13 protein-coding genes and 2 pseudogenes are annotated in these 18,301 nt (G+C 43.7%); 2 read left to right on the top strand and 13 right to left on the bottom strand.

Annotation, left to right across the window (positions count from 1 at the left end; genetic code table 11):
- Positions 1 to 8 precede the first annotated feature (8 nt).
- The 9 genes and pseudogenes from DWW23_RS02770 to DWW23_RS02810 all read right to left on the bottom strand — a co-directional run bounded on the left by DWW23_RS02770 (position 9) and on the right by DWW23_RS02810 (position 14,950).
- A complete protein-coding gene (locus tag DWW23_RS02770; protein WP_233564261.1) occupies positions 9 to 2,879 on the bottom strand; it encodes a SusC/RagA family TonB-linked outer membrane protein in 2,871 nt (956 codons plus the stop codon).
- A 779-nt stretch (positions 2,880 to 3,658) separates the two neighbouring features.
- Positions 3,659 to 4,684, bottom strand: coding sequence for a glycoside hydrolase family 43 protein (locus tag DWW23_RS02775; protein WP_122351772.1), 1,026 nt, complete (start codon positions 4,682 to 4,684; stop codon positions 3,659 to 3,661).
- A gap of 71 nt (positions 4,685 to 4,755) precedes the next feature.
- Positions 4,756 to 6,687, bottom strand: a complete 1,932-nt coding sequence (locus tag DWW23_RS02780) for a RagB/SusD family nutrient uptake outer membrane protein (RefSeq protein ID WP_122351773.1) — start codon at positions 6,685 to 6,687, stop codon at positions 4,756 to 4,758.
- 27 nt (positions 6,688 to 6,714) lie between these two features.
- Entirely contained in the window at positions 6,715 to 9,696 is a 2,982-nt protein-coding gene (locus tag DWW23_RS02785) for a TonB-dependent receptor (protein ID WP_255419598.1), read from the bottom strand.
- A 263-nt stretch (positions 9,697 to 9,959) separates the two neighbouring features.
- Positions 9,960 to 11,282 (bottom strand): annotated as a pseudogene (locus DWW23_RS02790) (sigma-54-dependent transcriptional regulator).
- Positions 11,275 to 12,636 (bottom strand): annotated as a pseudogene (locus DWW23_RS02795) (hybrid sensor histidine kinase/response regulator); the annotation flags it as partial. The pseudogenes DWW23_RS02790 and DWW23_RS02795, both read right to left, overlap by 8 nt.
- Positions 12,637 to 13,512 carry a radical SAM mobile pair protein B gene (locus DWW23_RS02800; protein ID WP_004329298.1) on the bottom strand — a complete coding sequence of 292 codons (876 nt, stop codon included), beginning with the start codon at positions 13,510 to 13,512 and terminating at the stop codon, positions 12,637 to 12,639.
- Positions 13,509 to 14,177, bottom strand: a complete 669-nt coding sequence (locus DWW23_RS02805; protein WP_004329299.1) for a radical SAM mobile pair protein A — start codon at positions 14,175 to 14,177, stop codon at positions 13,509 to 13,511. The genes DWW23_RS02800 and DWW23_RS02805 overlap by 4 nt, the downstream gene beginning before the upstream one ends.
- The gene (locus DWW23_RS02810; RefSeq protein WP_004329300.1) at positions 14,174 to 14,950 is read right to left on the bottom strand and encodes an MBL fold metallo-hydrolase; all 777 of its coding nucleotides are present in this window, start codon (positions 14,948 to 14,950) and stop codon (positions 14,174 to 14,176) included. Before DWW23_RS02810 ends, DWW23_RS02805 begins: the two co-directional genes overlap by 4 nt.
- A 130-nt stretch (positions 14,951 to 15,080) precedes the next feature.
- On the opposite strand from DWW23_RS02810, the gene DWW23_RS02815 reads away from it, so the two are divergent.
- A complete protein-coding gene (locus DWW23_RS02815; protein WP_004329302.1) occupies positions 15,081 to 15,980 on the top strand; it encodes an AraC family transcriptional regulator in 900 nt (299 codons plus the stop codon).
- Positions 15,981 to 16,027: 47 nt separating this feature from the next.
- Here DWW23_RS02815 and DWW23_RS26365 read toward each other — a convergent pair whose 3' ends face one another.
- The gene (locus tag DWW23_RS26365; RefSeq protein ID WP_005775886.1) at positions 16,028 to 16,216 is read right to left on the bottom strand and encodes a hypothetical protein; all 189 of its coding nucleotides are present in this window, start codon (positions 16,214 to 16,216) and stop codon (positions 16,028 to 16,030) included.
- Positions 16,207 to 16,608, bottom strand: a complete 402-nt coding sequence (locus DWW23_RS26625; RefSeq protein ID WP_230328329.1) for a hypothetical protein — start codon at positions 16,606 to 16,608, stop codon at positions 16,207 to 16,209. The genes DWW23_RS26365 and DWW23_RS26625 overlap by 10 nt, the downstream gene beginning before the upstream one ends.
- A gap of 24 nt (positions 16,609 to 16,632) precedes the next feature.
- Here DWW23_RS26625 and DWW23_RS26630 point away from each other — a divergent pair, with 24 nt between their 5' ends.
- Positions 16,633 to 16,899, top strand: coding sequence for an AraC family transcriptional regulator (locus DWW23_RS26630; protein WP_233564251.1), 267 nt, complete (start codon positions 16,633 to 16,635; stop codon positions 16,897 to 16,899).
- 21 nt (positions 16,900 to 16,920) lie between these two features.
- Here the strand turns inward: DWW23_RS26630 and DWW23_RS02825 are convergent, their stop codons facing one another.
- Positions 16,921 to 17,868 (bottom strand): relaxase/mobilization nuclease domain-containing protein, encoded by a 948-nt coding sequence (locus DWW23_RS02825; RefSeq protein ID WP_004329305.1) that lies wholly within the window; start codon positions 17,866 to 17,868, stop codon positions 16,921 to 16,923.
- A complete protein-coding gene (locus DWW23_RS02830) occupies positions 17,865 to 18,230 on the bottom strand; it encodes a MobC family plasmid mobilization relaxosome protein (RefSeq protein ID WP_004329306.1) in 366 nt (121 codons plus the stop codon). The genes DWW23_RS02825 and DWW23_RS02830 overlap by 4 nt, the downstream gene beginning before the upstream one ends.
- Between the last annotated feature and the right edge of the window lie 71 nt (positions 18,231 to 18,301).

An 18,301-nucleotide genomic window follows, 5' to 3' on the forward strand; every position in this document is an offset into this window, starting at 1 on the left:
GCCTGTATTTAGAAGTTTAACTGAAGACCTAAAGTATAAGTACGTACCACCGGATAGAAATCCGACCAGAACTTTTCCGTACCACCTTCCCAGCCGGTAATATTTACTTCGGGGTTCATGCCGCTATAGCCGGAAATAGTGCATACATTTCCTACTGTCCCGTAGAGGCGGATACGATCGATGAACTTAGTGTATTTCTTCATCGGCAGCGTATATCCCAATGTGATAGCATCGATTTTCAGGAAGGTACCGTCTTCCAGGTAATAATCACAAATCTGTTTCTCCCCTTTGATATGGCTGAATTTTCCATAGGCAGCTTTCAATACATTGGTATTTCCCTGTCCCTGGATGCCGAAGTACATATTTATCGTGTTGTAAACATCGAAATCGATCCAACTGCGCAGGTTGATCCCCAGATCGAAATTCTTATAAGCCAGCGTATGGCTCCAACCGACCACAAGTTTGGGGGTATAATTTCCCATGTACTGTTTATCGTTCTCCGTTTTTTGTGCGGCCGGGATCACTTCACCGTCTTTATTGTAAAGAAGGAAACCTCCGTCATCGTCAAAACCGGCAAACTTCCACAAATAGAACGAACCGATCGTCGAACCTTCTTCCATTCGGGCGGCATCCCCGGGAGAACCCGGAGCAGGAAAGCCATTCCCATTATAATAGGTATTATTTCCCCATAACGTCAGTATCTTGCCAGTGTTATGGCTCAGGTTCAGGCTGGAAGTCCACACAAAATCTTTCGTACGGATAATATCTCCGCCTACTTCAAACTCCCATCCCTTACTTTCCATACTTCCGATATTCTGCCATTGAGAGCCTTGTGTATAAGGTGGTTGAGGTACTTTTACACTATAAATCAGATTGTCTACCTTACGGCGATAATAATCGAATTTACCATATAAACGATTGTCAAAGAGCGAGAAATCGAGCCCCAGGTTCCATTCCTTCTTTTCCTCCCAACCCAGACTCTGGTTCACATTCTGTGTCTTTCCGTAGGAATAGGCCCATTCACCATCAGGAAGCATCCAATAAGTATCGGAGCCAAGCATATTGGCCATATAGGAAGCACTAAAGTCATTATTTCCGGTTACTCCATAACCGAAACGAACCTTCAGGTCGTCTATCCATTTGATATCTTCCATAAACTTTTCATTGGAAATACGCCAACCGGCAGATACAGACCAGAAGTTAGCCCAGCGATTATCTGCAGCGAACTTGGACGAACCTTCATGGCGGATAGATGCCTGCAACAGATATTTATCCTGATAAGAATAATTCGCACGGGCAAACAGGGAGAACAAACGTTCGGTAATATTTTTACCGGAACTCATTGCTGCCTTACCGTCACTCAAATAGGAACCGGCGCCTATATCCCAGAACTTTACACCATCTACAGCAAAATTATAATTGGACATATTGAAGCTCTCGCCGTTGTTTTCAAAATAGGAATAACCGGCTACCGCATTCAGGTTATGACCGCCCTTAAATTCTTTGATATAGGTTGCATATCCTTCCGAAGTGAGGTTCTCTGTTTTACTGAAAGCCAGATGGGCATAGCCTTTCCGCGATTCTTCCAGTTCATCCCGGTGGTTGCGGGAATTATAGAAATGATGTTCCCATTGCCGATTTTCATATCCTAGCACCTGCTGATAGGAAAGTCCGGGAACAGGCTTTATATTCAACTTGAAAGTCACCTCCGGTTTGAACCATTTATCCAGCCCTTCATAGGTACTCAGCATGGCATCGGCTACTACATTATAATCCAACTGTTCGTTCAGCCAGACATTATAACCGGTCTCACTCTCCGGATCGTAGGGTGAACGGGTCGGGTTATTACGCAATGCCTGCTGGAAATTCGGATAATGATTGTTACGCATCGCTTGCCGGTAATCGACATTCGGACGTACTTCCAACCAATCGTCGAACAATTTAAAGTTTGCATTCACACGTCCGCCATAATCCTGCCGTTCATCCTGATGGGCGATTCCCTGATTCTTCTCATAGAAGAAAGAGGTATAGACCTGCGCTTTCTCCGTTCCCATTTCAAGAGCCAGGTGGTGCTTCTGGGAGAAGTTGTTGTGGTTGATCAGTTCGTCCCACCAGTCGACATCCGAACCGTAGTCGGTCCCTATCTCATGTTCCGCATATTCCCTGCCGGAAAGCATTTCTGGGGCATTATAATTCTGCTTCTTTGTAAACTCAGAACTATACGTCAACTTCACCTTTCCATCCGTATTGGAGCCGCTCTTAGTCGTGATCAGGATCACTCCGGAAGCGGCACGGGTTCCGTAGATGGCTCCCGCCGAAGCATCCTTCAAGACATCGATGGATTTTATATCGTCCTGAGTAAGCGAACGAATATCGCCGCCGGGAAAACCATCGATGACAACCAAAGGGGCTCTACCGGCATTTATCGAGGTCATACCGCGTAACTGAAAGGTCGTACTTGAGTTTGCACTGCCCAGATTGGTCATGATCAATCCTCCGATCTTACCTTGTAAAGCGGAAGAGATATCCGAACCACTCACTCCGACCATCAGATCATCAGCAGAAAGAGAGGTAACGGCACTCGTCACCTGTTTCTTTTCCATCGTTCCATAGCCGATCACGACGACCTCATCCAGCGTCTTGGTATCTTCAGCCAACCGGACACGCAATGAGCTCTGATTACCTAAGGGTATTTCCTTTGAAACATATCCTATATAGGAAACAGAAAGAACTGCATCATCAGGAACATTCTGCAATATGACATATCCGTTTGCATCCGTAACATTCCCGTTTGTCGTTCCCTTGACCGTTACATTTGCACCGATCAACGGACCGGATTCATCCGTTACCGTTATTGTTACTGTCCGTCCTTTCTGCATGGACGATCCGTTTTCCGCAACTGTTATTTTTTCTTTATTCCTGTCTGTCGCAGAGATCGGAACCGAACAAAACAGAAACAAGCCTAAAGTTATAGCTACCGCACAATAATGCGGTTTATATAATTGAGAAAGTATATGAAAATTCTCTTGTTGCTGTATTTTCATGAATATTAATAGATTAGTTGATAATAAAGATTCAAGTAACTTATTCTCATCTGTGATGGCTTACTTACCATCCTTTGTATCGGTCTCACGTCATATGTATGTCCTCCTATTAAAAGTTAACGAAACTGGAAATAAAAACACTTATTAGGATTTAAACATCGTCTTGGTAGGACTATGGTATATATAGGAGGTTTGAGTAAAAATATGCTGAATATTATTTGTTTGTTACTTTATTTATATTAATTTTACGACGGGTTTTAAACTATCGGAGAGGTATTTCACAGCTTTCTACTAATAGAGGTTAAACACAAACACCATAGTCCTACCAAGACTCACCTTTCTTTTCAACGGTTATAAGGAAAAAACATAAATCATTCCCACTCGGAAATAATTTCTTTATAATAAATAAGGGGTATACTATTTTTTTCAAAAAAATAGTATACCCCCATGAATTGAAAAAGAATCACTAAACAATATGCTCATCTTTCAGAACCAACATATCCCCCATATCTTCCAATTTATAAATACAAGCTCTTTCCGACCCATAAGGAGAATTCGGCCTATGGAAAACAAGTTTCATCAATTTAATACTTCCATCTACAATTTGTACCCACTCATGGCAATAAATAATGTAAAGAATCTTCAATCTGCAATTCGCCTTGTTCATCGAAAAACAAGCGATCCATACAAACAACTCTATCCCAATTTGGTTTCTGGCAATATGGATCAGCATGACGATGATAGATCATACAAAATCTACCATCAGGTGCCTCTACTATTGAATTATGTCCCGGCGAAGAAATACCTTTTGAAAGATCAGTCGCCAAAAGAGGGTTATTAATACTTTTAGTCCAAGGACCTAAAGGGCTTTTTGAACGAGAGACCCCTATCCCATAATGTCCATATCCTGTATCATTCGCAGAGTAAGTCATATAATAAATCCCATTTCTTTTAAAAACATAAGCTCCCTCATTACATCGATTTTTATCCCAATTTACTTTTTCCCATGATTGGGAAGCCCCCGAAATAAAAACAGGATTTCCGTCAAGCCCCGAAAGGTCCGTTGCCAATCGCGCGGCATAAAGCTCGCCTACAGCCAATGTCTCTTGTATTCTATTTTTACTATAATAGACATAAGGAGTCCCATCATCATCTACAAAAATATCAGCATCTATTGCAGAATATCCTAAGTCGAACCAAGGAGTGTAAAGATCAACAAAAGGACCATCCGGTTTTTCGCTGGAGGCCAGGCAAGTAAGCATTAAACCTCGCTCTTCCACGTAGCAACTATACGTCATATAAAATTTTCCTTTATAATACTCCACTTCTGGTGCCCAAAAAGCATGACTGCCAATATGATTTTCCGGTTTACGATACAAAAGACCTTTATACTCCCATGTGATTAAATCCGTAGAAGTATAATAAGCAAATCCCATTCCCTCCGGTAAAGATGTCGTACCAGTCAGATAGTATAAACTATCAAATTTATAAACAAAAGGATCTGCAACAGACAATGCCACACTATCTGTTGTTTTTAAAGGATTTAAATGCTTATTACAACTCCCTTTTAGTGGTCTGCCATGACAAACCACCAAAAAAAGGAATAGGTAAATAACATATATATATTTTTTCTTTATCATGATCTATAAAGTTTCATAATTGAATGAGAGTGTCCCCCCGCAGTTGTATCTTATACACTCTCATTTCTTTTTTACCAATAAGGAGCTTGTACTAAATTCGGATTTTTCTCTAATTCTGAAATTTCAATATTCATCCAATAGTAGGCTTTTTTCCATACACGATTATGTTCCGGATCTCCCACCCGTTTATAGAAATTATTAATGTCCGTGCAATCCCAGTCTAAGCCCATTAAATAGCCATTCATCTCCGGTATACTTTCAGCAATTCTCCAACGACGTATATCAAACCAACGAATACCCTCTGAAACGAATTCTACACGCCGTTCCATGCGTACAACATTACGAATAGCATCTTGCGTATTATCTACGTGAATATAGTCTGGGTTATTTGCAGCAACAGCGTTAATTGTATATTGACGTAAGCCAGCACGCAGACGTATATGATTGAGATATTTCAAAGCTTCCAATCGTCCCGTTGCGTTATCGTAAGCCTCGTTAACAGCCTCTGCATAATCCAAATAACTAGTACCCAAACGATAAAGCCATTCAGTCCGATTTCGATACCATATCCCATTTTTACTATTATCCCCTTGATAAACTTTACGACGTACCAAATAACCATTACGCGGTGAATTCCACTGATGATTGTTATCTTTTCCATAACACAAAAAATCAAAAGGACGTTCTGCCACTTTATACCATGAACCATGATAACTTACAGATGTATAAAAACGAGGCTCGCGATTATAATACATCTTCCAAATTCCTGCAGGTGTAACTTCGCCCGCTACTCCTGTACCTTCATCCCAAGAAGTATCAGCACGTTTCGTAACTTCTGTTGTAAATCCTTCCTCGGAATATCCAGACTCTTCATTAATTATCGGGTTCCCGTCTGCCTTATACCCTGTAATAGCAGGTAATCCATTACTCATAAAGTAAGCATCCACTAAACCTTGATATACCCCTAAGCATCCTGCATCTCCAAATTCAGGAGTAATACAAAGATCTTCGTAGCCCTCAAAATTCGTATGACCCAAATCATTTGTCATAGGAAATGTTATCTCTGGATTCCCAGCAGACTCTGTTGTAAAAAAAAGATCTCTCGTAGACCGAAAAGGATCTATAGACCCATCCTTATTATAAGCGATAAACAAAGCATGTCCAGCAGCCTCTGCTCTATCAATCACAAGTTTGCAAGCCTCAGCTGCTTTTATCCATTTCTGCTGGTCATAAACAGGACTAAACAACTGACTTCCATCAACATTAGTCCAATCCTTATACCAAGAATTACCATTTACTAACGGACTGGCCGCAAAAAGCAGCATACGAGCACGAGTAGTTAACGCCATAATTGAAGTAGCATGCCCATATTCATTAGTAGCAGTATACTTATCGGGTAGCAACTCTGAAACAGCTAATAATTCTTTATCTAAATACGAAACTATATCATCAAAAGAAGTACGCGCTTTCTGCATTTCTGCCAATGGTACATCTGTTGAAAACATTTCGGGTATAAAAGGGATAGGGCCATAATTTTCTGTTAAATGCCACCAATAATAACAAGCTAAATAACGGCATTCAGCTTTCATCCGATCTATTGTTTCTTGAGGTAAACCTGCAATTTCATGAGCTTTTTCCTGAAACAGATAAGCATGACGAATCCGTTTAGGGTATTCATTCCACATATTCCAACTCGGCGCAGTAGCAACATTCCAGGTTCCATTGAATAACCTTTCTTGCACAGAGAGTACTCCCCAATTTACTAATCGATTCCACACGAGTTCATCTCCCCAAACGCTCCAGCCTAATCCATGTGTATAATCGCCAGGAGTAGGCAAGCCATTATATACATAGCCTAATACACCTTCTACCTTATTTTTATCATCAAAGACAATGTCCATCGTCAATTCTGTATCTGGTTCCTTTTCCAAAAAATCACAAGACATAAATGAAAGTAAAGCAAAAGCTGCAACTACCAGATATTTTGATTTCAATCTTTTCATCTTATTTATTTTATAACATTTTCATTATTAAAAATTTAAATCCAGCCCCATTTGTACCGAAGCCATCTGTGGGTATATAGTACCATTAGACGTATTTAATTCCGGGTCCCAAAGTTTAAATTTGGAGAAATAAAATGGATTATTACAGCTTACATAAACGCGCAAACTCTTTAAGCGAGCTTTACTTAAAAAGGTTTTAGGTAAATTGTATCCTAACTCAATCGTTTTGCAACGCAAAAAACTCATATCCTTTTTCCACCAAGTAGAAGCACGATAATTGTTTTCATTAGGAGAAGCATCTAAACGAGGATAAAAAACATCTTGTGAAGGATTCTCCTCTGTCCAGCGATCTTGATAATTGGTAAAAATGTTTGCACTATTACCTGTTCCCGGCAACCAAGCATTTCCCCCTCCTATTATTCTATGAGTGTCACCCATTCCCTGAAAGAAGACATTTAAATCCCAATTGCGATAGATTACTGATGCACCAAAGCCATAAACGATACGTGGATCGACGGTGCCACCAATATAACCTTCATCTTCTGTCGTAACAACTCCATCCTCATTACGATCCACATACTTAATATCACCAGGACGAAGGTTGCCAGAACCAACCAACTGGTTAGGGATCCCTTCTTTCAAACTCCCATCTGGATTAAAATCATTTTCAGTAAATAACCTATCAGCAATCAATCCCCATAACGTATTGATAGAACCACCTCCTGTTTTAGAACGATACGTTCCTGCTAAACTTGCCGGTTCATCATACTCTGTCACTTTATTTTTGGCATAAGTAAAAGTTGAATTAAATGTGACGGACCAATCTTTGTTCAGTTGTTTTTGGAAACCTAAAGACAGATCCACTCCTTGATTTTCCATTTTTCCCAAATTACCATACGGCAATGATATAAAACCGGTGAGGTTAGGAATCGTCTGACGTTGCATAAATATATTAGAACGCCATTCGTGGAAGACATCAACATTCAAGTTTAAAGCTTCCCAAAGTCCCAATTCAAAACCCACATTTGACTTCCAAGATACTTCCCATGTCAAATCATTTGTACCGATTTCTCCTTCTGTATATCCGGATGTTGTATAATTTTTGTTTTCCCCGAAAACATATCCATTCCCTGAATTCACCGTTGTGATATAAGCAAAACGACGGCCACCGATGTTATCATTTCCAGATTTTCCATATGAGGCTTTAACCTTCAATTTATGAATAACACTTTTTGTAGATTCCATAAACGGTTCTTCCGACGCAAGCCACCCTAAAGCTACTGACGGGAAAAAACCAAAACGCTGGCCTTTGGCAAAGTTTTCAGAACCATTGTAACCAAAATTAAACTCCCCAATATAGCGGCTATCATACATATAAGACAAACGTCCGGCTATACCTTGCTTACGGAAAGGTTGTACAGATCCATTATCATAACTTTGTTGATTATACAGGAATAAGCCATCCACATCATGTATGTCCCCAAACAAACGATGATAAGTCATCGTTGCTTCCATATAGGTCTGTTTGGTTCCATAATCACCACCCGATCCAAGTCCCAATGACTCACTTCCATAATGAGACTGGTTTATTATCAAGTTACCATCATCATCACGCCCAGTAGCCGGAGTATAACGTGCTGGATCCGCACTCCTATCTCGCCATGAATAATTATAGGAGTCAAACGAAAAACTAAGTTTGGCTTTTAAGCCGGGAGTCAACATTTTCAGATCCTGTTCTAAAGTCGCCAACGATTGAATCTGGGACTGTGTATTTGTTTTATATCCATACTGCGTAGCCATAGCCCAAGGATTATTGATACCTGTACCCGATGCTTCAATATGAGGAATTGCCCCATTAGAGTAACGAACAGCATATTCCCATGGTCTTCTACTAAATGCGTTAAATAAAATATCATTGGTTGAATAAAAAGGTCCCCTATGTTCCTGCATATATCCTCCGATATTTATACGCAAAGTGGTACTCTTCGTAATATCCACATCTACATTAGCACGCACATTATATCGATTTAACTTAATATCCGTATCATAAGTCAGAGAAGGGTCTGTCTCTATAATTCCTTTTTCATTATAATAAGAAGCGACCAACGCATAACGTAAAAATGTAGATCCTCCGTTAACCGTCAAATTGGCACGAGTAGAATAAGCATAATCTTTTGTCACTTCATCTATCCAGTTTATGTCTGGATAAAGTTCCGGATCATATCCATTCCGAGTTCTATCTATCTGTTCCTGCGTATAAGGTAAACTTGATGGATCCGACAATTCGTTCCTTAGCGTCATCCAGTCTGCAGCACCAATATAGTCCGGCAATTTCGTCGGAGTTGAAATCGCATGTTCTATTCGAAAATTCACTGAAGGAGCGCCAACTTGTCCACGTTTAGTCGTAATAACAACAACTCCATTTGCACCACGTACACCATACATGGCACTAGCAGATGCATCTTTCAATACCGAAAAAGATTCGATTTCGGCCGGATCAATATTATTCAGATCCCGTTCAACACCATCAACCAAAACTAAAGGATTTGTATTACCGGCAAAAGAAGAAAGACCACGAATCCAAAACTGAGAATTGTCCGATCCCGGTTCACCAGTACGTTGTACGGCGATCACACCAGCAACCTGACCTGCCAAATTGTTAGAAAATGAACGGGTGGAACCATATTGCAATTTTGTAGGTTGTATTGTCTCGATCGCACCAATAACCGAAGCTTTTTTCTGACTGCCATACCCTGTAACAACAACTTCACCTAATTCCGTCACGTCCTCTTCCAATACAATATCGAAATTTATCTTATCTCCAATTTTTATCTGTTGAGATTTAAACCCTATATAAGAAATTTCAATCACTGTATTCTTATCAGGAACTTTTAAATAGAAATGCCCATCTGCATCCGTTATAGTCCCAGCAATAGAAGAATCCGTAATAACACTGATATTTACACCCGGAAGAATTTCCCGATTCTTATCATAAACTGTTCCGGAAATTTATGTAATTCTGGAAGATTTTTATAACCACTTTATTAGCAAGCAGTTCTGAGGATAAGGTAAAAATGAGGTAATGATTTGGCAACCCTGTCTATTTCTACGTTCTGCTGTGAGTTGCTGTCAATGTCTCTCGTCTTGGTACAAAAGTAGCAATAAAAATCGGATACACATCAAAATGTCCCATGATTTTTATCACAGGACGTTTTTTATCTTCGCTGAATAATCCGGTTTAACCGTTACTTCTATTTTCGGCAAGTTGCGGGCTATGATTGCTGAAATTTATACTTTAATCCATACTCTTCCAACTTGCTATACAGCGTTGTACGTCCGATTCCGAGCAATTCGGCGGCAACCTTGCGGTTTCCGTTTGCCTGCTTCAACGCGCGTAAGATGCGTTCCTTGTCCTCCGCATCGTTTCGCAAGGCGAAGCTGACAGGTGAGGTCGGTTTCGTTACGGCAAGTTCCAGATGCTCTTTCATGACAACTCCCGTCTGTGCCTGCAACACCGCGCCCATTATCTTCTGCCGAAGCTCACGGACATTACCCGGCCACGGATGGGTCAGCAATGTCTTACGGGCTTCCGCATCGAACCCAGTCACGCTACATTCCAATTCATTGTTGGCAATCTCACGGAAGAACTCCGCCAACGGCATGATGTCCTCCTGACAGTCACGCAAGGGCGGAACAGTTATCTCGAAGTCGTGCAAACGGTACAGCAAATCCTGTCGGAAACGTTTTTCAATGACCGCTTTCTCCAGATCCTCGTTGGTGGCGGCGATGATGCGGACATTGAAGCTCTTGTCCGTCTTGTCACCTATAGGGCGGTATCTCCGTTCCTGTATGGCACGGAGTAACATCTGCTAGGTTTCCAATGCGAGATTGCCTACCTCATCCAAGAACAATGTGCCACCCTCTGCCTCATTGAAGTATCCTTTCTTTGTGCTGTCCGCACCCGTAAACGCGCCTTTGACATGTCCGAAGAATGCCGAGGGCGCAAGGTCTTTGGAGAGTGAACCGCAGTCCACAGGCACAAACGGTTTCCCTGCCCTTTTGCTCTTATCATGCAGATGGTGGGCGATATGCTCCTTGCCCGTGCCGTTCTCTCCGAATATCAGCACGCTCATATCAGTAGGGGCAACTAATCTTATCTGTTGCATGATTTTCTGAAAGGCGGAACTGTCACGGGCAAAAACGGGCATACGATTTCGTCCGATACTCCGTTCTTTCAGGATGGTATGAAGCAGAGGCATAAGTTTATCCTCCACAAGCTGCTTGGGGATATAGTCCAGCGAGCCGAGTTTCATACTTTCGACTGCCGTATGCACTTCGGCATAGTTGGTCATGATGATTAACGGTTGTGTCATGCCTTCCTTGCGCATCCATCGTAATAGGTCGATGCCGTCACCGTCGGGTAGTCGTAGGTCAGAAACCACGATGTCCCCGTCTGAGGCTTGTTGCAGAAGTTTCTTCGCGGTCGAGAGGTGGTAAGCCTGCACGGTACGGAATCCTTCCCGTGCCAGCAGGTTGCAGACAAACTCGCAATACACGATATTGTCCTCCACCACGATGATTCTTGTTTTATCCATTTTCGTATTTTTCCTTTCTTCTTTTGCCTGCCGGATAATTTCAGCACCTTTATCCAGCACAGCCGGTCACCGCTTTGCATATCGCTTCGTCATCTGGAGTGGCACTTCCATGAAGTTGGGCGTAAAGTTCCCTCAATGGCTGGTCGGCACGGAGAATCTGCCATGAACTTCGCAGATGGTGTGTAAGTGTGTCCAGTTCTTGGAGGTCTTTACGCTGTTCTGCATCCTTGACCGCCTGCATTTCCTTTTCGGTTTCCGCTATCAGTTTGTCCAGCATGACGGATTCATTGCCATAAGATAGCAGAGTGGAAAAATCCGGCTTTTCATCCAATATGCTGCTTAATGCGCATTTATCCGTAATCTCCATCAGTTCGGATATGGAGAACGGCTTGAACAGGCATCCGGCAAATCCACGCCCTATAAGTTCCTCCTTGCTGCAACTGCCCGAAGCGGTTGTCACGACTATGGGAATACTCTTCGAGTTGCCTACATTGGATGAGCGCAACAGTTCCAGCAGTTCAAAACCGCTTATCTCAGGCATATTCAGATCCGTCAGAAGCAGGCTGTATTCCTTTTTTCGTATCAGCTCCATCAGTACCGAAACATTGGTACAGGTATCGCAGTGCATCCCTTCATGGGCATACATTTCTTTCAACATAAGGAGAAGTACCTCGTCATTGTCGATGGCAATCACATCATGGCAGATATGATTATGGCGCATTTGCGCTTGAATTGTCTGTTCCGGCAGTTCCTCGGCTGTCTGCATGGGAATTTCCACCGTGAAGCGGCTCCCTTTGCCTTTCTCGCTTTCCAAGCGTATAGTTCCACCGAGCATCGCCACAATACGCTGCACGATGGACAATCCTAATCCGAAGCCGTCTTTTGCGGCGGCATTTGAAAGACGTTCAAATGCACCGAATACTCGTTGTTGCTCATCTTCGGTCATGCCCGTACCGGTATCTTCAACGATAAGTTTCAGCAAACCGTTATCATAATCCGCTGCCAATGATACACTACCGTTATCCGTGAACTTGATGGCGTTTGACAACAAGTTGTTGCCGATTTGCAGGATACGTTCCTTGTCGGTCAAAACCACCGCATCGGTGTGGCTCTCCACTATCAAAGTCAGCCCCTTGTTCATGGCAATGGGCATGAACTCCGTTTCAAGAATATGCGTGATTGCGGAAATCCTGCAAGGGGAAAGGTTGGGTTGCTCCTTGCCGTTGTCCAGACGGAAGAAATCCAGCAGCGTGTTGAGCATCTCCCGCATACGCTCGGAAGATTGCCGGATATTATCCACATACATGGTGCTTTTATCCGCGCTACAACTTTTCTGCATCAGTCCGGCATAGCCTCATTTTGTCAATCGTATTTTTTCGTGGTAGAAGTAGTTTACGATGACAGGTTTGCCTTTTTCCGAGCGTCCGTATGGCAGATCGTTTATACGATACGGGAAGCCCTGCTCCTTGGCGTAATTTGAAATGTCCTGCTCCAATGCCTGCCAGTATTCAAGCCTTTTTTTATTGTAAATTTCCTCGTAAAGCGGTATGAGGTCAGGATACTTCTCACGGATATACGTCATTATCCCGCCTTTGAACTGCCCGCGTAAATTCAGGTTTTCAAGCCAGATTAAATCAGCATAATCTTTTACCTCCTCTATTATTGCCTTTACGTCTGTTATTCTGGGGAATATGGGCGAGACGAAGCATACGGTGCGGATACCTGCCTCGTATGTCTGACGCATCGCTTTCAGACGGCGTTCAATGCTTACGGCGTTGTCCATATCTGCGCAGAACTGCTCGTCGAGCGTATTGACAGACCATGACACAGTCACTTTGGGAAAACTCTTCAACAGGTCGAGATCGCGAAGGACAAGATCGGACTTTGTGCATATCATAATCTCGGCATCGCTTCCTCGCAGCTCTTCGAGCAGCCTTCGGGTACGGTGGAATTCTTCTTCATACGGATTGTAACCGTCCGTCACAGACCCTATTACAACACGTTCACCGTCGTATTTATGAGGATTCGTTATCGGCTTCCAGTTTTTTACATCTAAAAACGTACCCCACGGCTCGGTGTGCCCGGTGAACCGTTTCATGAACGATGCGTAGCAATACCTGCAGGCGTGGGGACACCCTACATAAGGGTTGACCGAATATCCTCCCACCGGCAGAGAGGATTTGGTCATTACACTCTTTACATCTATTTCCTTTATTGTATCCATATTCATTGTATTCGTCTGGTAAATTGTTCCGGCAATTCCTGAATCATTCTTTCGTCGCCCATAATCGGCAGCAAATCCTCTTTCATGAACACCGGTATGCCATGAGCCTTTGCCTGTTCTGCAATGCTAAGCACCCATTCGGGGCGCGAATATGACTTTCCTTTTCGGTTTCCGGTCTCTGTGCCTATGACAATCCAGTCAATTCCCTCGAAATCAATCTCGCCGATATCATCGAAGAGAGGTTCAAACGTGACATGGTAGTGTCGTGCTTTGATATTCTTTTTCAAATCATCAATCCTCCTTTTCTCGGAACTGCGCGTAACGGTCACGCCCATCCATACGTTCTCGTCGTCAGAGGAGAAACTGATTTTGTCAGGGCGCTTCGTCAGAAAGATATAGGCGTGCTGGGGATTGCTGCTGATCCGCTCGAAAATTTCTGCGTTCCATTCAGGCTTCCAATCGGAGAAATCGCTCATTCCTGTCATGAGCCACACATGAGGACGGGACGTATCGATGATGCGCAGTTTTCGTTCCATGTATTCAGGCACGGAAAAGTCGTCGGTAATGTGGAAACGGCGGCAGTTGTTACGGGCATAGCAGTAAGGGCATCCTATAGTGCACCCTACCACTATGTTCATGTTTTTTATCAGGGATTTAATGCAGACACTCATAACACAACTGTTTCTCCGTCCTCCGGGATAATCAGCCGGCTCATGTCGGCTTCGTGATGCGTTGCCTCATTGCGCAGAATTGCACGGGTGGTCTGGCAATGGTCGATGGCATCCATGTGTACGGCTATCAGCTTGATATGCGAAGGCAATTCGTCAAGTATCTGCATCACTTCGTTCTCGTCGGGGATGATAGGACCGTCCGTTTTGGAAAATTCGGGAAAGATTGCACCTCCGGAGTTTACCACGATATAGTCAGGATTGAACCGTTCCACGGTGTCTCGGATACATGCTTCCCATCGGCAGTCACCCATTATATAAACGGTCGGGAAGCCCTCGGCTTTTAGCACATAACCTGATACAGGTCCCATCATCTGCCCGATCTGCCCGAAACCATGATGTCCGGTCGTGCGGTAAATGGATATGCCGTCTATTGTTTTTATTTCTTCGATGGGTATCACATTTGTAAATCCGTCGTTTCTGATGGCGTCCGCGTCCTGGGGCTGAACGTAGAAAGGAATTTCTTTGGGCAAATGTGTGGGGACACTCGGCTCGTAATGGTCGATGTGATTGTGGGTCAGGAGCACCATGTCCACGCCTCCGATAATATCCTGAATAGGAATGGTGAGGTGTACCCTCGGTGTTTTATTCACACCGAGGGCCGATATCAAAGTGCCTTTGTCGGCTAAAACGGGGTCAATTAGCATGGTGTGTCCCGCATACCTGATTTTCAAGGTGGCATTGCGCACCAATTGTACTGTAGATGTCTTTTTCATGACTATATGTCTTGTTATTGATTACGGGTGCAAAGTTCGGAAGAATCCGGCGAAACATCTATGCCTGAAAAAACGGTAATTATGCCATTTTGATAAATGAAATTATTATCTTTGCAAAAACGACAAGGATATGGACGAGATAATCAACCCTGATCGACTGGTCAGCGTACCGTTCAACAAGACACGCTGCGGCGTGGATTTTTACATCAATACTGCCATAAACAAGGACATCGGACTTGTGCTGACAGAAAACAAGCGGTTTAAGACAGACTTCTTCAGCTTCTACTTTTTCCGTAAGGCAAACGGATATTTGCTACTGAACTTCCGCAAGATTGAACTGCGCGACGGCATGGTTCTCCTGCTTTCACCCCATCAGCAACAAGAGTGGCATGTAGATGAGACGGCGTTGGATTACACGTTCCTTATATTCCGCGAAGATTTCATGCGTACTTTTATCGCCGACAAGTTCTTCGTTTTTCGCCTTTTGTATTGTTACCAGACAGATACGCCGCCTTACATCAATGCCACACATGACGAAATGAAGGAATATATGCGGCTGCTCGGAAAGATTAAGTATGAGCTGATGAATCCAGTGTCCGATACGTACAATATCATTGTTTCCTTACTATATTATCTTTTGCTGATTATCAATCGTACATACGCTGCCGCCTATTGCTTGCCCGCTGAAATTGCTAAAAACAATTTCGCTTTTCGGTTCAAGGACTTGTTGGAACAGAATATCCGCACCCACCAGCGGGTGCAGGAATATGCAGACATGCTTCATGTCAGTCGCATCACACTCAATAACTCAGTAAAAGCCCAATTCGGAGTATCAGCTACCCATTTGATAAAACAACGTCTGCTTGAGGAACTGAAGAACGAATTGCTATTCTCCAACCGCACTGTCAGTGAAATGGCGGATGATTTCAATTTCTCTGATCCGAGCCATCTCATGCGCTTCTTCAAACAGCAAACAGGCAAAACATTTACTCAGTACATGACGGATTACAATAAAGGCATATACGAATAACTTCTTAATATAGTCGATAGCGGCTATCGAAATATGGTTGTTGATGTTCAGGCGTTTTTGTACTGCATGAACCATTTTACGATTTCTGGATCTTCGTGCGAGCCGAGTAAGAAAGGCTTGTCGGTATCCAGCGTCTTTATCCGTGCCATGTCGTCGGCCGACAGGGTGAAGTCTAATATGTCGAGATTCTGCTTCATGCGTTCCGGTTTCACAGACTTAGGAATAATTATGCACACTGATATTTATCGCGCCCGGACAGGTGTTCGGTGCGGAAGATGACGGCATGCAGTTCCAACCAGATGGCTACCTGCTTATGTTCCATCCCGACCTGCTGCGGAATACACCTCTCGGGCGGATAATGCGTGAATATTCGTTCTTTTCCTACGAGACAAACGAGGCATTGCACCTTAGTGTGGAAGAACGGCAAATCATCATGGATTGCTTCCACAAGATTCAATATGAATTGAACCATCCGATACACCGTCACAGCAAGAACCTCATCACAGACAGCATCAAGACGTTCCTTGATTACTGCACACGTTTCTATGACCGTCAGTTCATCACACGCGACAACCAAAACCGAGACATCCTCGCAAGATTTGAGCGGTTGCTTGACGAATACTTCCATGATGGGGCTGCTAAACGGATAGGCTTGCCCACTGTACAGTATTGTGCAGACAAGCTCTGCCTCTCGCCCAACTATTTCAGTGATTTATTGAAAAAAGAAACAGGTTCAACCGCCCTGCATTTCATTCATGACAAGTCTATTGAAATAGCCAAGACGGAACTTGCATCTACAGACGACACCGTTAATGAAATCGCCTATAATCTCGGTTTTCAGTACCCGCAACATTTTACCCGACTGTTCAAGAAAGAGGTAGGTTACACTCCGAATGAATATAGAGCGCAAGTGTCGTGAGAATTGGATTAGTACAGAATATTAGAACCCAACACCTCTCTTGCGCTTAACTTTCTTCCTTCTGCGAAGTATATCCACCATTTCCTGATTGGCTTCCGCATCAGCAGCGTTATAAGATGAGCCACTGCTTTTTAGCAATCCCCAAGAGCCGTTGAACAACTCGCTTTGTGCCGTGCCGGACGGTGCGCTTGGTGTAGCCGTTTCATATATTCCGGCTGTTATTCCCATACGTTCCCTGCATCTGTTGTGCTGCAAAGCCGCGTCAATCTTGGAATAACTGAAACGCCTGTCCACTTTGGAGCCGTTGAAATGGTAGCCATTCATGGAGAATACAACACCCTGCACCTCGCTGGTCTGCCCCTTATGCTTGAAATGTACTTCCACTCCCTGCCGTTTCAGGTTGGCGATAAGCACGTTCCAGTTGCCGCATCTGCCGACTTCCATTTTGATGATGTCGTAAAGCGCATATTTCGTCCTGTCTGGCTCTTTCAGGCGGTTGCGTTTGACATTGTCCTTTCCGCCAGCCATATGCAAGCCGTATTTCAAGGTCAATTCCTTGCAGATGCGGGTACTGCGCAGACGCTCGTGCCTGTCCGATATGGTATTGCCGTTGTTGTCTATGCGGTTGAAAGCAATATGCACGTGCGGATGCTCCTTGTCGAAATGCTGGGCGATGAAGAACTGCGTATTCTTGATTCCCATCCGTTCCATATATTCAAGCGCGATGCCTGCCATGATACGGTTCGTCAGCCGTAACTCATCCTCTTTGGAAAAACTCAACGCGATATGTCCGACAGGTTTTGTCACCTTATCGTTCATCCGTGACTGGGCATTGAAACTCATGGCGATAGTTTCCAGATTTTCCATAAACAAGCCTTCGCTTGCTACTATCTGCGTATCCTTCTTCTTGTCGATGATGTAATCCACCGCACCCTTGAAGTCGCTTCCTTTTACGATTTTCGCCATCATATCCCTATCTTGGTTATAAGTTCATGAATCCTTGCCACTGCCACCTTGCAGTCCCACCGTTCATCGTGGAAGCCTCCGGCGTTTGCCTTACGCGCAAGCTGGTTGAGATTGTTAGCCATGCCGCAGAGTTGGCGGATGTATCCGGCATGTTCCTCCGACAGCCGTTCTTTCACATGACCGTTACGGAAACATTCCCTCATGTACTCGCTTGGTGATACGCCCGCCTCATGCGATCGTGTCAGCAGGCGGAAGTAGTCGGCTGCCGTCATTTTCACTGCGATACGGTATTTCAGTTTCTCGGTTGCTTCCTTCTTGGGGCGACCTCCCTTGTTGCGTTCCTTGTGTTCCTTTGTCTGTTCCATATTTTATTCCTTTTAATTCGGTTACTGATTCAACTGTATAGACCGACGGGATGCCACCTCCTGCAATTTGG

Origin of the sequence: Parabacteroides sp. AF14-59, assembly GCF_003479515.1 — a bacterium.
Lineage (GTDB): Bacteria > Bacteroidota > Bacteroidia > Bacteroidales > Tannerellaceae > Parabacteroides > Parabacteroides faecis.

Bases quoted from the DNA above. Each gene is read 5' to 3' on its own strand.
- DWW23_RS02770 (WP_233564261.1), bottom strand. From the start codon at position 2,879: ATGCAGAAAGGACGGACAGTAACAATAACGGTAACGGATGAATCCGGT.
- DWW23_RS02775 (WP_122351772.1), bottom strand. From the start codon at position 4,684: ATGATAAAGAAAAAATATATATATGTTATTTACCTATTCCTTTTTTTG.
- DWW23_RS02780 (WP_122351773.1), bottom strand. From the start codon at position 6,687: ATGAAAAGATTGAAATCAAAATATCTGGTAGTTGCAGCTTTTGCTTTA.
- DWW23_RS02800 (WP_004329298.1), bottom strand. From the start codon at position 13,512: ATGAATATGGATACAATAAAGGAAATAGATGTAAAGAGTGTAATGACC.
- DWW23_RS02805 (WP_004329299.1), bottom strand. From the start codon at position 14,177: ATGAGTGTCTGCATTAAATCCCTGATAAAAAACATGAACATAGTGGTA.
- DWW23_RS02810 (WP_004329300.1), bottom strand. From the start codon at position 14,950: ATGAAAAAGACATCTACAGTACAATTGGTGCGCAATGCCACCTTGAAA.
- DWW23_RS02815 (WP_004329302.1), top strand. From the start codon at position 15,081: ATGGACGAGATAATCAACCCTGATCGACTGGTCAGCGTACCGTTCAAC.
- DWW23_RS26625 (WP_230328329.1), bottom strand. From the start codon at position 16,608: ATGGAAGTATTCGTCAAGCAACCGCTCAAATCTTGCGAGGATGTCTCG.
- DWW23_RS02825 (WP_004329305.1), bottom strand. From the start codon at position 17,868: ATGATGGCGAAAATCGTAAAAGGAAGCGACTTCAAGGGTGCGGTGGAT.
- DWW23_RS02830 (WP_004329306.1), bottom strand. From the start codon at position 18,230: ATGGAACAGACAAAGGAACACAAGGAACGCAACAAGGGAGGTCGCCCC.